Origin of the sequence: Bradyrhizobium barranii subsp. barranii (genome assembly GCF_017565645.3) — a bacterium.
In the GTDB taxonomy this organism is placed as follows: Bacteria; Pseudomonadota; Alphaproteobacteria; order Rhizobiales; family Xanthobacteraceae; genus Bradyrhizobium; species Bradyrhizobium barranii.
The window spans coordinates 3811883-3826361 of sequence record NZ_CP086136.1 but is presented as its reverse complement, the minus strand read 5'-3'; the positions used below and the strand labels follow the sequence as shown (position 1 = coordinate 3826361).

The 14479-nt window shown below is 65.0% G+C and carries 12 protein-coding genes; 11 read left to right on the top strand and 1 reads right to left on the bottom strand.

All coding sequences use genetic code 11. The features are described 5' to 3' along the window. The first annotated feature begins 2 nt into the window (after positions 1–2). The 9 genes from J4G43_RS18115 to J4G43_RS18075 all read left to right on the top strand — a co-directional run bounded on the left by J4G43_RS18115 (position 3) and on the right by J4G43_RS18075 (position 11222). Complete coding sequence (locus J4G43_RS18115; RefSeq protein ID WP_208085808.1) at positions 3–776, top strand: fumarylacetoacetate hydrolase family protein; 774 nt, start codon at positions 3–5, stop codon at positions 774–776. A 615-nt stretch (positions 777–1391) separates the two neighbouring features. Next, positions 1392–2798 (top strand): hypothetical protein, encoded by a 1407-nt coding sequence (locus tag J4G43_RS18110; RefSeq protein WP_208085807.1) that lies wholly within the window; start codon positions 1392–1394, stop codon positions 2796–2798. 278 nt (positions 2799–3076) lie between these two features. Further along, positions 3077–3271, top strand: a complete 195-nt coding sequence (locus J4G43_RS18105) for a hypothetical protein (RefSeq protein WP_408581436.1) — start codon at positions 3077–3079, stop codon at positions 3269–3271. Positions 3272–3331: 60 nt separating this feature from the next. Beyond that, positions 3332–3982, top strand: coding sequence for a hypothetical protein (locus J4G43_RS18100; RefSeq protein WP_208085806.1), 651 nt, complete (start codon positions 3332–3334; stop codon positions 3980–3982). Between the two features lie 220 nt (positions 3983–4202). Continuing rightward, positions 4203–4727, top strand: a complete 525-nt coding sequence (locus J4G43_RS18095; RefSeq protein WP_166351489.1) for a hypothetical protein — start codon at positions 4203–4205, stop codon at positions 4725–4727. A 262-nt stretch (positions 4728–4989) separates the two neighbouring features. Then, positions 4990–5985: an NAD(P)H-dependent flavin oxidoreductase gene (locus tag J4G43_RS18090; protein ID WP_208085805.1), complete on the top strand. Its 996-nt coding sequence runs from the start codon at positions 4990–4992 to the stop codon at positions 5983–5985. 79 nt (positions 5986–6064) lie between these two features. After that, complete coding sequence (locus J4G43_RS18085) at positions 6065–7033, top strand: quinone oxidoreductase family protein (RefSeq protein WP_208085804.1); 969 nt, start codon at positions 6065–6067, stop codon at positions 7031–7033. A 256-nt stretch (positions 7034–7289) separates the two neighbouring features. After that, positions 7290–8663 carry a cation-efflux pump gene (locus tag J4G43_RS18080; protein WP_085400612.1) on the top strand — a complete coding sequence of 458 codons (1374 nt, stop codon included), beginning with the start codon at positions 7290–7292 and terminating at the stop codon, positions 8661–8663. Positions 8664–8891: 228 nt separating this feature from the next. Further along, the gene (locus tag J4G43_RS18075; RefSeq protein ID WP_135215009.1) at positions 8892–11222 is read left to right on the top strand and encodes a PAS domain-containing sensor histidine kinase; all 2331 of its coding nucleotides are present in this window, start codon (positions 8892–8894) and stop codon (positions 11220–11222) included. Positions 11223–11328: 106 nt separating this feature from the next. Here the strand turns inward: J4G43_RS18075 and J4G43_RS18070 are convergent, their stop codons facing one another. Continuing rightward, positions 11329–12222 carry a LysR family transcriptional regulator gene (locus J4G43_RS18070; RefSeq protein WP_135215010.1) on the bottom strand — a complete coding sequence of 298 codons (894 nt, stop codon included), beginning with the start codon at positions 12220–12222 and terminating at the stop codon, positions 11329–11331. Between the two features lie 224 nt (positions 12223–12446). Between J4G43_RS18070 and J4G43_RS18065 the strand changes: the two genes are divergently transcribed. Both J4G43_RS18065 and J4G43_RS18060 read left to right on the top strand, forming a co-directional pair. Further along, complete coding sequence (locus J4G43_RS18065) at positions 12447–12923, top strand: formate dehydrogenase subunit gamma (protein ID WP_135215011.1); 477 nt, start codon at positions 12447–12449, stop codon at positions 12921–12923. After that, on the top strand, positions 12920–14476 hold the full coding sequence (locus tag J4G43_RS18060; protein ID WP_135215012.1) for a formate dehydrogenase beta subunit: 1557 nt from the start codon (positions 12920–12922) through the stop codon (positions 14474–14476). Before J4G43_RS18065 ends, J4G43_RS18060 begins: the two co-directional genes overlap by 4 nt. Positions 14477–14479: the final 3 nt, after the last annotated feature.

The window sequence follows — 14479 nt, the reverse complement described above, 5'->3', positions numbered from 1 at the left end:
AGATGAAACAATGGCTGCGCTTCCGCCATGCCGGTGCGACCGGCTTCGGCACCCTGACGCCATCAGGCATCAGCGTGCATGATGGCGAGATGTTCGGCCGCCATGCAGCCACCGGCAAGACGCTGGCGCTGTCGGAGGTCGAGTTGCTCGCGCCCTGCGCGCCCAGCAAGATCGTCGCGCTCTGGAATAATTTCCACGCGCTCGCCGCCAAGCTGAACCAGCCCGAGCCGCCGGAGCCGCTCTATCTGCTGAAGGCCACCACCAGCATCACGACGCCGGGCGCCGTGATCCGCCGCCCCTCTTACTACGACGGCAAGACCACCTATGAGGGCGAGCTCGGCATCGTCATCGGCAGGACCTGTGCCCGCGTCTCGCCGGCGGAAGCGGACAGCTTCATCTTCGGCTACACCTGCGTCAACGACATCACCGCCAACGACATCCTGACCAGCGATCCCACCTTCCCGCAATGGGCCCGCGCCAAGGGCATCGATGATTACGGCCCGTTCGGCCCCGTCATCGCAACCGGCCTCGATCCCGCCAAGCTCACCGTGCGCACCATCCTCAACGGGGCGGAGCGGCAGAACTATCCGATCTCGGACATGATCTTCACCGCGCAGGAGCTGGTCAGCAAAATCTCCCACGACATGACCCTGCTTCCCGGCGACCTCATCGCCGTCGGCACCTCGGTCGGCGTCGGCGTGATGAAGGAGCCGGTGAATACAGTGACCGTCGCGATCGACGGCATCGGCGAGCTCACGAACGAGTTTCGGCTGTAACTCGCTGCGTCATTCCTAGGCCGCAAATCCATCGTGGGCCCGGAATGAAGGCTCGCCGGCCATTTGCGCCGCAGCCCGGCAAAAATTGATCCTGCGCAAATCGGCGGTCGCGGCTGCCGCTATCCTTCCCGGCAACAGATCGATTTCTGATGCAAGGGAGGATGTCATGTCGAACGCCAGTAATGCACTTCTCTGGGCGGCTCTGTACTTCGCTCTCTCGTTCGCTGCGATCTTCGTGGTCTGGTTCGCCGACAAGATGCGCACGAACTTCCTCGGGAAATGATAGCCCGAGGCTCGCCGGCTCGCGCCGACGCCTGCTGCTAGCCTCCCCGAAAGGGGCCCACGCAGTGCCGTAGCCCGGATGGAGCGAAGCCTAATCCGGGACGGGCGTTTCTGCGCGCGCAGACCCCGGATTGCGCTTTGCTCCATCCGGGCTTACAGGCCTTGCCCCGCTCCCCGGGAAAAACTGGCACCCTGCTCTCCGCCAATCGACTGACGCAACCAGCAGTGGATCGCGCGACCGGAAACATCTGGCAACCCCGCCCGCCCCTTGATCTCGGTTCCGCTCTCCAATAGCAACTATGGCGAGAATGTGTCCCGGGTGGGGAAGTCACGATGTGGCTGTTTTTCGTGGTTGCCTGGTTTGTCCTGCTAGCTGCCATCGCGATCCTCGCCCAGCAGGCGTTTGGTTATGACGTCGCGCACTTGCCCGCCCTGTTTGCGGACCTGCCGATGCCGCAGCGCATCGCAACCGGCGCGATCGTGACGCTCGGGCTGGCGCTGATCGGCGCCCCCTCCTGGCGGCTCTCGCGTCAGGACCGGCGCCTCAATACCCTGCGCGACCGCCTCAAGAAGACCCGCGAGGATGTCGTCGTCGCCCACGCCCTGCAAAACCACCTCGACGCCACCGTGCAGCACCTGATCGAAAGCGATCCCCGGGAGGCCGTCTCCGCCCTCCACGACAAGCTGGGCGAGACTGAGCAGCGCGCCCTGCTCCAGCAGGGCCGCAACGAATCCACCGACATGCACGACCAGCTCGCCGAGATCCGCCGGCGCCAGCAGGGAGTGCGAGAGATGGTGGGCAAGGTCGCCGATCAGCGGCGCGCGGTCGAGCCTGTTTTCACCGAGATCCGCGACCGCCAGAACCAGCTCGAACGCTCCCTGCTCGACCTCGAGACCGACGACCGCAAGAACAACCTCGCCGACCGCCTGAAAGATGTTGCGCGCGACGTATCGGCGCTGCTGTCACGGGTGAACGCGGTCCAGGACACGTTCGTGACCCTCAACCAGTACAAGGAAGATCTGGCGAAATCCCATGCCGAGCTGGTCCCGCTGCGATCGCCGGACGCCGGCATCAATGCCCTGATCGGCGAGCTCGGCCTCAGCCATGACCGGCTGGCCAAGAGCATCGACGAGCTCGAGACCGGCGGCGAGGCGCCGCTCGACACTCGCGTCGAGACGCTCTCGAAGAACAAGATCGAGATCGCGCAGCGCCTCGCCCGCATCGACGACAGCTTCAACATCCTGAAAGCGATCCGGCTCGATTTCGAGGAGCTCGGCCAGCGCCAGGCCCTGCTCGAACGCTCGCTCGCCGACGTCGAAACCGCCCCCGACGGCAAGACCCTCGTCGACCGCCAGAACGCGCTGAACGATTTCGTCCTCCAGTCGCGCCAGCGCCTCGGCGTGTTGCAGGAGACGCTGGCGACGCTGAACGCGTTCAAGACGGAGCTGTCGAAGTCGCAGGCCGACCTCGTTCCGCTGAAGGCGCCGGTGTTCGGCATCGAGGCCATGATCGCCGAGGTCGGCGCCACCCGCGATCTTCTTGCGAACACCGTCGGCGAGATCGAGGCGAACGGCGACGTCACCCTCGCCTCGCGCGTCGATGCCCTCGCCAGGAGCAAGCGCGAGGTCGAGGACCGCCTCGCCCGCATCTTCGACAATTTCAACGCGCTCGATGCCTTGCGCAAGGACATCGGCGGTATCTTCTCGACGATCCGGAACAGCTTGAACAGGATCGGGTGAGAGACGCGTAGCAGCAGCGTAGGATGGGTAGAGCGCAGCGAAACCCATCATCGCTCCCCGCGCAAATGGCCGATGGGTTTCGCTGCGCTCTACCCATCCTACCGACCAGGCCGCACCACCCCGAAACATCCAGACACATCACATCCCTGTACACCCGATCAATGCCGCCAACATGTCCCGCGGGTGCCGCAACTTGGACGCATTCGGCCGCCTTCTATGAGCCGTGTCTGGGGGCACGGCCGTGCCGTGTTTGGACTAAACCTTCTAGGGGTATCACTGTGAAGAAGATTGTAATTGCTCTGGGTGCGACGCTTGCTCTGGTGACGGCTGCGAACGCTGCGGATCTGCCGCGTCGCCAGCCCGTTCCCTATCCTGCGGAGCAGGCGCCGATCGGCAAGATGCCGATTGGCAAGAGCCCGATTGGAAAGGCCCCGATCGGCAAGGCGCCCGGCCCGGTCGCCGCGCGCTACTGACGCGCAACGGAAATACGCGCAAGAAATCTGCGTAAGCGGCCGGTAGTCGAGGGGCACAGCGTGACGAACACATCTGATCGATCGGGATCCTGCATCCTCGCGGGATTCGCCCTCGCGGCGATGCTCGCCTGCACCACCCCCTCGGCCTCGGCCCACGAAGCGAACAAGCGCGTTGCCGACGCCAATGCGCTTGCTACGACCGACACCGCATCACGACCGGCGCCGCAATCGACGCGGCGCCCCGTCGCACGCGCAGAGAAAGGTCCCTACTACGTCGACTTCCGCGCGCGGACAGCGGCGAGCTGGGGCCATGCGTTTGTCTGGTACGGCAAGACCAGCGAGCGCGCCGTCGAAGTCGCGGGCCTCACGCCCGCCGGCGACACCTGGGCTTATGTGCTCGGTCACCTCACCTGGGTGCCAGCCGAAACCGGCGCGAGCTACGGCGATCTCGATCCGGACTATCTGACCGCGAACTATCGCGTCTATCTGAACGAAGCCGACGCCAAGCGCGTCTTCGCCTATATCAAGAAATTGCAGGCGAGCTCGTCGGTCTGGAACGCTGAGACCACCAACTGCACCGGCTTCATCGGCGACATCGCCGAGTTCATGGGCCTGCAGGTCCCCTACCGCTGGCAGCGCCCGGAAAAATTCGTCAACAGCCTCAAGGAAATGAACGGCGGCCGCCAGATGGTGCGGCTGTCGGCGGAGTAGCCGTTATTCGCCTTTGACATGATTGGCGAGCATTCCTCGACAGTGCTATTGTAGGTGGTGAGCAGGCGCTGCGGGAAAGCGTCTGGCGTAGTGTAATCAAAACTCAATCGAGGCAAGACCGAGGACTATAAGCAACGCGCCCAGGTGCCGCTCATCCGTTCCACAAACCTTCACGGAGGTCGAGATGGCTAACAATCAGACGGGCTGAAGTGCTGACCGGTTGAAGCATCCGTTTCTCGAAAAGCTCGGCGCGATACCGGCCGCAGCCGAGGGCCTCTTCGCATACAGCGCGAAGATCGTATGCGGCAAGCAATCCGAGGCAAGCTGCTGTTGTGTCGCGGGCGCCCGGCCGGGCGTGTATGCGACCGAGGTCAACATTCAAAATCTCAACCTGGTGACGGCGCCGGTTCTGAAGTTCGTCGTGCCCTTGATCAACTCGGGCGCCGTTGTTGCGCGTGAACCCGACGTCGCCGACCCGACCACGTTCGCTGCACGTCAGGTAGAGGTCATCAAGCTTCCTCCGTTGGGGGCGACGATGGATGATTGCTGCCGTATTGCAGAGATGCTGCTGGGCGCAGCCCCGAGTGGAGACACCGCGCTCACCATCGCTATCTTGACGATTGTCAGCCAATTCGAACTGTCTGTCTCCGTCGTCTACACCGCGAACCCTCTGAGCGGAGACGGCATCAGCATCGACGTCGAGTATATTCCATCGCGACTCCTGCGGCTTCGTGGCCAAGGTTGACGCGGGATCCAGTTGGCGCTCGGCCTTCCGGGCACCCTTGGAGCAGCACCTTTGCTACCTCTCCGCCGTCGCCCCAGGACGACGGCAGGAGAATACGCCAAGCGCCCCGCACCAAAATTATCCGCCCCACGGAATCCCCTCACGCCTCGCATGATCGCCCCGCCCCCACCGCACGGCGGCGCAATAGACATTTCCCGACCCCGGCGGCATCCTGCCGCCATCAACCGATAACAGAGCGCCACGCGAGGCGGGGGAACAGATCATGCTGCAGACACGGTTCACAAAGCTCGTCGGCGTCGAGCACCCGATCGTCCAGGGCGGCATGCAATGGGTCGGACGCGCCGAGCTGGTCGCCGCGGTCGCGAACGCTGGCGCGCTCGGCTTCATCACGGCGCTGACCCAGCCGACCCCGGAAGACCTGACCAAGGAGATCGCGCGCTGCCGCGACCTCACCGACAAGCCCTTTGGCGTCAACCTCACCATCCTGCCCGCGATCAAGCCGCCGCCCTACGCCGAATACCGCGCCGCCATCATCGAGGCCGGCATCACCGTGGTCGAGACCGCCGGCAACAAGCCGCAGGAGCATGTCGACGAGTTCAGGAGGCATGGCGTCAAGATCGTGCACAAATGCACCAGCGTCCGCCACGCGCTCTCGGCCGAGCGCATGGGCGTCGACGCCATCTCGATCGACGGGTTCGAATGCGCCGGCCACCCCGGCGAGGACGACACCCCCGGCCTGATCCTGATCCCGGCCGCCGCCAACAAGATCAAGATCCCGATGATCGCCTCGGGCGGCTTTGCCGATGCCCGCGGCCTCGTCGCCGCCCTGGCGCTCGGCGCCGAGGGCATCAACATGGGCACCCGCTTCATGGCCACCAAGGAAAGCCCGATCCACCAGCTCATCAAGGAGAAGATCGTCGCCAATGACGAGCGCGAGACCGAGCTGATCTTCCGCACCATGCGCAACACCTCGCGCGTTGCCAAAAACGACATCTCGACCAAGGTCGTCGCCATGGAGAAGGAAGGTGCGAAGTTCGAGGACATCCGCGAGCTGGTTGCGGGCGCCCGTGGTAAGATGGTCTATGCGACCGGCAATTCGGACGAAGGCATCTGGTCGGCGGGCCAGGTGCAGGGCCTGATCCAGGACATCCCGAGCTGCGCCGAGCTGATCTCCCGCATCGTGCGCGAGGCCGAAGCCATCATCAGGAACAGGCTGGAAGGCATGATCGTTCATCCACAACGCGAAGCAGCGGAGTAAGAAGGACAACTATCGCCCGAGAGGCGAGGTGATACTCGCCGTCGCTTAAACAGATACATCAAACGCAAGAAAGTAATTCATGAAGGCTTACGTCTACGGCCCTGATGGAGCTAAGATTTCCGACGTCGCTCAACCTACACCTAAAGGCACGCAGGTGCTAGTTCGCGTCCGCGCCTGCGGGCTGAACCGCGCCGACACCGGCATGCGCAAGGGCCACGCCCATGGCGCCGCCGGCGGTGCCGGCACCGTGCTCGGCATGGAATGGGCCGGCGAGGTCGCCGAGCTCGGACCGGATGCCAAGGGCGTGAAGGTCGGCGACCGCATCATGGGCTCGGGCGGCGCGGCGTTCGCCGAATACACTCTGGCCGATCACGGCCGGCTGTTCCGCGCGCCCTCGAACATGAACTTCGAGGAAGCCGCCACCCTGCCCGTCGCGCTCGCGACCATGCACAATGCGGTCGTCACCGTTGGCGGCGTTCAGCCCGGGCAAGCCGTGCTGATCCAGGGGGCGAGCTCCGGCGTCGGCCTGATGGCAATGCAGATCGCGCGGCTCAAGGGTGCCAAGCTCGTGATCGGCTCGTCGACCGATCCCTATCGCCGCGGCCGTCTCAAGGAGTATGGCGCCGACCTCGCCGTCGACTCTTCCGACCCCAAATGGGTGGACGAGGTGCTGAAGGCGACGAACGGCGAAGGCGTCGACCTCATCGTCGACCAGGTCTCGGGCAAGGTCGCGAGCCAGAACCTCGCCGCCACCAAGGTCAAGGGCCGCATCGTCAATGTCGGCCGGCTCGGCGGCACCCATGCCGACTTCAACTTCGACCTGCATGCGGCACGCCGGATCGACTATGTCGGCGTCACCTTCCGCACCCGCACCATCGAGGAGGTCCGCGAGATCTTCGACGAGGTCCGCAAGGACATCTGGGGCGCGGTCGAGTCACGCAAGCTGCAGCTGCCGATCGACAAGGTCTATGCCTTCGCCGACATCGACAAGGCGTTCGAGCACATGGAGGCGAACAAGCATCTGGGGAAGATCGTCGTGACGCTGTGATCCCTGGCCGGGCGACGAGCGCGCGGTCTCGTAGGGTGGGCAAAGCGAAGCGTGCCCACCACAGCGGTTGATCAGGAGACACTTGTTGGTGGGCACGGCGCTACGCGCCTTTGCCCACCCTACGAGACTGAGCCGGTGGCATAAGCGAGCATTCAATTCGGAAGCATTCGCAATAGTTTCGCTCCTGCAACTCACTCGCGACTACAGCTGTGGATCGTCGCTTGATGTTCAGCCCTAGGCTGCTAAATCCCCGGCCATGAGCGCACAGCACAACAAGACCTCGGTCGCCGCAATCTCGATCTTCGCCAGCGGCGGCATGGCAGCGGCCAAGTTTGCGGTCGGGATCGCGATCGGCTCGCTGGCGCTGATTTCGGAGGCCCTGCATTCCTCGATCGACCTGGTCGCGACCATCATCACCTGGGCGGTGGTGCGGGTGTCCGACAAGCCGGCCGACGAAGAGCACCATTACGGCCACGGCAAGCTGGAGAGCATCTCCGCGCTCGGTGTCACCGCCCTGCTCTACGTGCTGGCCGGGGGCATCCTGGTCGAATCATACAGCCGCCTGCGCGAGGGAACCCCGCCGCCGACCATCTCGGCCGTACCGTTCGTGGTGCTGGTGATCGACATCGTCGTGAACCTGTGGCGTGCCCGCGCCCTGCACCGCGCTGCACGGGAAACGCGCAGCCAGGCGCTCGCGGCGGACGCGCTGCATTTCGCCTCCGACGTACTCGGCTCGTTCGCCGTGATCATCGGCCTGATCCTGGCCGCCCTCGGCTTCTGGTGGGGCGACGCCGCGGCGGCCGCCGCCGTCGCCGTGATGATCGCCCTGCTCGGCCTGCGTATGGCCGGCTCGACCGTGCAGACGCTGGTCGATCGCGCCCCCGAGGGCGCGCAGGAGAAGGCCACGGCCGCGATCCTTGGCGTGCCCGGCGTGATCGACGTCGAGCGGCTGCGGCTGCGCATGGTGGGCGCGACCATGTTCATCGACACCATCGCGAAGGTGCCGCGAACCTATCCGATCGACCGCGTCGAGGAGATCAAGCGCAAGGCGCAGGCGGCGGTCGACAAGGCATTCGGCGACGCCGACCTTACCTTCACCGCCGTCCCCGTCGCGCGCGACAACGAGACCGTGCGCGACCGGATCATGGTCATCGCCCACAATTCAGGCCTCGCCATCCACCACGTCACAGTGCACGACCTCGGCGCCAAGCTGATCGTCGGCATCGACCTCGAGGTCGACGCCGGGATGCAGCTCGACGCCGCCCATGACATCGCCAACACGCTGGAGCGCAGCATCCAGGAGGAGTTCGGCGCGGACGTCGAGGTCGACGTCCATATCGAGCCATTGGAACCGGAACTGCCGTTCGGGGTCGATGCCGTGCCGGAACGGGTGCGGGCCATCGCCTCCGCCCTGACCGAATATGCCGCCGGCGGCGAGATCTACGACATCCACAATGTGCGTGTCCGCAACACCGACGCCGGCGAGATCGTCAATTTCCACTGCCGCGCCACGCCCTCGATGAGCGTGATCAAGGTGCACGAGCATGTCGACGCGATCGAGCGCGCGCTCCGCCGCGCGTTCCCGAGCGTGAAGCGCGTGATCAGCCACGCCGAGCCGCCGCGGGCGTGACGCGAAATGTGCGGGGAGTCACACGTTCTCGTTTCGGACTCACCATGCACGTAAGTTTGCGGACGCAAAATGCGCAAACTGCGCGTTGGATAAGAATAAATTCGCGTTAACGATTCGTTGACTCTCGACAGCCTGCGAAAACTGGATTCAAATCAGGCTTGATTCGGAAGCGATGTGGGGCTGCTTCCGAACTCAAGTTGCAAGCAGGTTTTCCAGGGGGCAGAAGGCATGTCGCGTGCAGACGCCGCGAACGTGCGCGTCCAATCCGATTCGATCAAGGGATTGGCGCAATCGATCGCGAAACCTGCCTATCATCGGCTCCTGATCGCGGAGCCGGCGCTGCGCCGCGCCGTGCCGACGTTGATCATCGCGTTCCTGGTCACGATCTGTCTCGGCGCGTTCGTGCAGGTCGTCGATCAGACGCGCCAGAAGCGGCAGGTGCTCCGCCACGACATCTCGGCGCTGGCCGACCTGCTCGCAGAGCGGATCGATCGCCTGACCTCGTCGCGGCAGGAGCGGCTCAAGAACATCGAGAACCTGCCGACGCTGCTGCCCGATCTGATCCCGTCCTGGGGCACGGCCTCCGGCCGCCACGTCGTCGTCACCTCGGCCGGCGTCGACCGCCGCATCCTCGCCCGCATTCCGATCGACCGCGACCCCTCAGGCAACGACCGCCTGCTCGATGCCATCACCACGGCGCAACTGCTCGCGGCGCCGCCGCGCGACAGCAACGTCTCCGACATGACGCTGCCGAACGGCAACGCCGCAATGGTGACCTCGCGGCAGATCAAGTCGCTGCCGGGCCTCGTCACCGTGATCCAGGAGCGCAACGAGCCGATCTGGGGCTCGGACGCCGCGCTCTCGGTGACGCTGTCGGCGACCACCGGCTTCGTCGTTCTGATCCTCGGCTTCGCCTTCCACTGGCAGTCCACCCGCGCCCGCGAGGGCGACCTCATCAACGACGCCGTGCGCGGCCGCATCGACACCGCGCTCAACCGCGGCCGCTGCGGCCTGTGGGACTGGGATCTGTCGCGCGGCCGGATCTTCTGGTCGCAGTCGATGTTTTCGATGCTCGGCCTCGACGGCCGTAACGAGCTCCTCACCTTCGGCGAGGTCAATGCGCTGGTGAAGTCCGACGACATCGACCTGTTCGAGATCGCCGACCAGCTCATCTCCGGGAAGATCGACCATATCGACCAGACCTTCCGCATGCAGCACGTCGACGGTCACTGGATCTGGCTCCGCGTCCGCTGCGAGAAGACGCACGGGGCGACCGATTCCAGCGTGCACCTGATCGGCATCGCCGTCGACATCACCGAGCAGAAGAGCCTTGCTGAACGCACCGTCGAAGCCGACCTCCGCCTGCGCGACGCCATCGAGACCATTCCGGAGGCCTTCGTGCTGTGGGACGCGAGCGACCGCCTCGTGCTCTGCAACTCGCACTTCCAGCGCCTGCACAAGCTGCCCGACACCGCCGTCATCCCCGGCACCTCCTACGAGACCGTGCTCGAGGTCGGCCGGATGCCGGAGGTGCGCACCCGCCACAACGAGACGGCCAGCCAGGGTCCGGGCGCACGCACCTTCGAGGCGCAGCTCGACGACGGCAGCTGGCTGCACATCAGCGAGCGCCGCACCAAGGACGGTGGCTACGTCTCGGTCGGCACCGACATCACCCGCATCAAGGAGCACGAGCAGAAGCTGGTCGACAACGATCTGCGCCTGCGCGCCACCGTCATCGACCTGAAGCGCTCCCAGGCCGCGCTGGAGCGCCAGACCAACGAGCTCGCCGACCTCGCCGAGAAGTATCAGCGCGAGAAGACCCGCGCCGAGGAAGCCAACCAGACCAAGTCGAAATTCCTCGCCAATATGAGCCACGAGCTGCGCACGCCGCTGAACGCCATCATCGGCTTCTCCGAGATCATGGGCTCGGGCATGTTCGGCGAGCTCGGCTCGGAGAAGTACCAGGAATACTGCCAGGACATCCTGACCAGCGGCCATTACCTGCTCGAAGTCATCAACGACATCCTCGACATGTCCAAGATCGAAGCCGGCCGCATGAAGCTCGACATGGAAGAGCTCGACCTCGGACAGACGCTCGCGGAGTCCCTCCGTGTCGTCTCCGGCCGCGCACAAGACAAGCATCTGACGCTCGACGCCGGGATCGAGAAATCGATCTCGGTCGTTGCCGACCGCCGCGCGACCAAGCAGATCATCGTCAACCTGCTCTCCAATGCGGTGAAGTTCACGCCCGACGGCGGACGCATCGTGGTGCGCAGTCGGCAGCTCGACGACAAGATCGTGCTGTTGATCGCCGACACCGGCATCGGGATCGCGCCGCATTCGCTGGCACGGCTCGGCCGCCCGTTCGAGCAGGTCGAGAGCCAGCTCACCAAGACCTATCACGGCTCCGGACTTGGACTTGCGATCGCGCGCTCGCTGGCGCAGCTCCACGGCGGCTCGATGCGGCTGCGCTCGAAGATCGAGGTGGGCACCGTCGTCCGCGTGACCCTGCCGCGCGATGCGATCAAGGCGGCGTCCGGGATGTCGGCTGCGGCCTAGTGCATTATCGGTTCTGATTGGATCAGAACCGAAGCTCTGGATTCTTGTTTTGACGCGTTTTCTTAACGCGAACCGGTATCCACTTCGCTCGAAAACGCTGTAGACCCTACAATTGCAGCGACGGCGCGACTTCGCGCGCGACGTTGACCAGCGCCGCAATCAGCGGCGTCATCGGATCGCGCTGCGGAATCACCATGCCGATGCTGTAATTGACATCAGGATCGGTGATCGGGATCGAGCGCACCGTATCGGACAGGCCGAGCGTCTCGGCAAGCTTGGCCGGCATCACGCTCGCCCAGCGCCCCGTCTTCACATGCGTGAACAGCACGAGCAGCGAGTTCGAGGTCAGGGTTGGCGTCGCCTCCGCGCCGACCGAGCGGAGCGCGCGGTCGATGATGCGGCGGTTCTGCATGTCGGGCGTCAGCAGGCACAGCGGCACCTGCCCGACCTCCTTCCACGTCACCGTCTCGCGATCGCCGAACATTCCGTCCGGCGCGGTCAGCAGGCGATAGCTCTCGTTGTAGAGCGGAATGGTGCGCACCTTGCCGATCGGCTCGTTCTCGATATAGGTCAGGCCCGCATCGACCTCGAGATTTTCGAGCAGCCCGAGCACCTCTGATGAGGTGGTGGACTGGATGCGGAAGCGCACCTCGGGATGCTTGGCGCGGAACGGCGTCGTCAGCTGGGCGACCATGCCGAGCACGGTCGGGATCGCCGCGATGCGGATTTCGCCGGAGAGCTTGTGCTTCAGCCCGTTGATCTCGTCACGCATGGCGCGGGCATCGCCCACGATCCGCCGCGCCCAATCCAGCGCCCGCTCGCCCTCGGGGGTAAAACCCTGGAAGCGGGAGCCGCGCTGGACCAGCATCACGCCGAGGATCTCCTCGAGCTGCTTGAGCCCGGTCGACATCGTCGGTTGCGTCACGCCGCAGACTTCTGCCGCGCGTCCGAAATGCCGCTCCTTCGCCAGCGCCAGCAGCAGTTCAAGCTTGTCGATCAACCGGTCGTCCCCTCGGATGCCATCGTGGCACGCAAGCTAGCACGGCAGGTCATTACCAACACGGAAAAACCGGCAAGCGGAACGCGATTAATTGCATTTCCGTATCGTCTGATTGCACTTCCAAATCGATCGCAATTCGCAATCGCAGCATGAGACAGCTTTATTGATCTTCGAACGATTCCAAATAGTTTGCGATCAAGGGACGCTCAATCTGAGAACAAAGAATGACAGCGGTTTACGAGCCTTGGGACGAGACGCGCGGCGCCGAGATCATCGCCGAACATGCGAAGCAAGAGGGCGCGACGCTGGTCATCCTGCACGCCCTTCAGGAGGCGTTCGGCTACGTGCCGGAGGCGGCGATCCCCATGGTGGCGCAGGCGCTGAATCTGTCGCGCGCCGAGGTGCATGGCGTGTTCACCTTCTACCATGATTTCAGGCACAAGCCGGCCGGGCGTCATGTCCTGAAGCTTTGTCGCGCGGAAGCGTGTCAGGCTGCGGGGGGCGATGCTCTCGCTGCGCGCGCCGAGGCGAAGCTTGGCGTGCCCCTCGGTAACACGACCGCCGATGATCGCGTCACGCTGGAGCCGATCTACTGCCTCGGGCTGTGCGCGACCGCACCGTCCGCCATGCTCGACGGCCGCCTCATTGGCCGGCTCGATGAGAAGCGCCTCGATGCACTGGTCGCGGAGGCACAGCGATGAGCATGCGTCTATTCGTCTCACGCGATGCGGGTGCGATTGCGGTTGGCGCCGACGAGGTTGCGCTGGCGCTGGAGCAGGATGCGGCCAAGCGCGGCGTTGCAGTCGAGATCGTCAGGACTGGCTCGCGCGGCATGTACTGGCTGGAGCCGCTGGTCGAGGTTGCGACGCCGCAGGGCCGGATCGCCTTCGGCCCGGTGACCGAGGCCGATGTGCCCTCCCTGCTCGACGCCCTCGCCAGCAACACGCCGCATCTGCTGCGGCTCGGAGCGACCGACGAGATCCCCTGGCTGAAGCGCCAGACCCGCCTCACCTTCGCCCGCTGCGGCGTGATCGATCCGCGCTCGCTTGACGACTACCGCGCCCATGGCGGCTATAAGGGCCTCGAGCGCGCGCTGTCGCTCGGCTCGGATGCGATCCTCGCCGAGGTCACCGCATCCGGCCTGCGTGGCCGCGGCGGTGCGGGCTTCCCGACCGGCATCAAGTGGAAGACCGTCGCGCAAGCGAAGGCCGACCGCAAGTTCATCGTCTGCAACGCCGACGAAGGCGACAGCGGCACCTTCGCCGACCGCATGATCATGGAAGGCGACCCCTTCCTGGTGATCGAGGGCATGACCACCGCCGGCATCACCGTCGGCGCGACCAAGGGCTACATCTACATCCGCAGCGAATACCCCCACGCCGTCGAAGCGATGAACGCGGCCATCAAGGCAGCAAAGCGCGGCGGCTATCTCGGCGACAAGATCGGCGGCTCCACCTACAGCTTCGATCTCGAAGTGCGGGTCGGCGCCGGCGCTTACGTTTGCGGCGAAGAGACCTCGCTGCTGGAGAGTCTCGAAGGACGCCGCGGCCTGGTCCGCGCCAAGCCGCCGCTGCCGGCGCATCACGGCCTGTTCGGCAAGCCGACCGTCATCAACAACGTGCTGTCATTCGCGGCGATCCCCTTCATCCTCGCCGAAGGTGCCAAGGCCTATGCTGATTTCGGCATGGGCCGCTCGCGCGGCACGATGCCGATCCAGCTCGCCGGCAACATACGCCATGGCGGGCTGTTCGAGACCGCGTTCGGCGTGACGCTTGGCGAGCTCGTTGACGACATCGGCGGTGGCACGCTCACGGGCCGCCCGGTCCGCGCGGTGCAGGTCGGCGGCCCGCTCGGCGCCTATTTCCCGCGCGCGCTGTTCGACACCCCGTTCGACTACGAAGCCTTCGCCGCACGCGACGGCTTGATCGGCCATGGCGGCATCGTCGTGTTCGACGACAGCGTCGACATGCGCAACCAAGCGCGCTTCGCCATGGAATTCTGCGCCATCGAATCCTGCGGCAAGTGCACGCCCTGCCGGATCGGCTCGACCCGTGGCGTCGAGACCATCGAGAAGATCATCCGCGGCGAGCGCGTGAGCGAAAATCTCGCGCTCGTCGAGGACCTCTGCAACACCATGAAATTCGGCTCGCTCTGCGCACTCGGGGGCTTCACGCCCTACCCCGTGCTCAGCGCATTGAAGCATTTCCGGGAAGATTTCATCCCGGCCCCGACCACGCTTCAGGCCGCGGAATAGGAG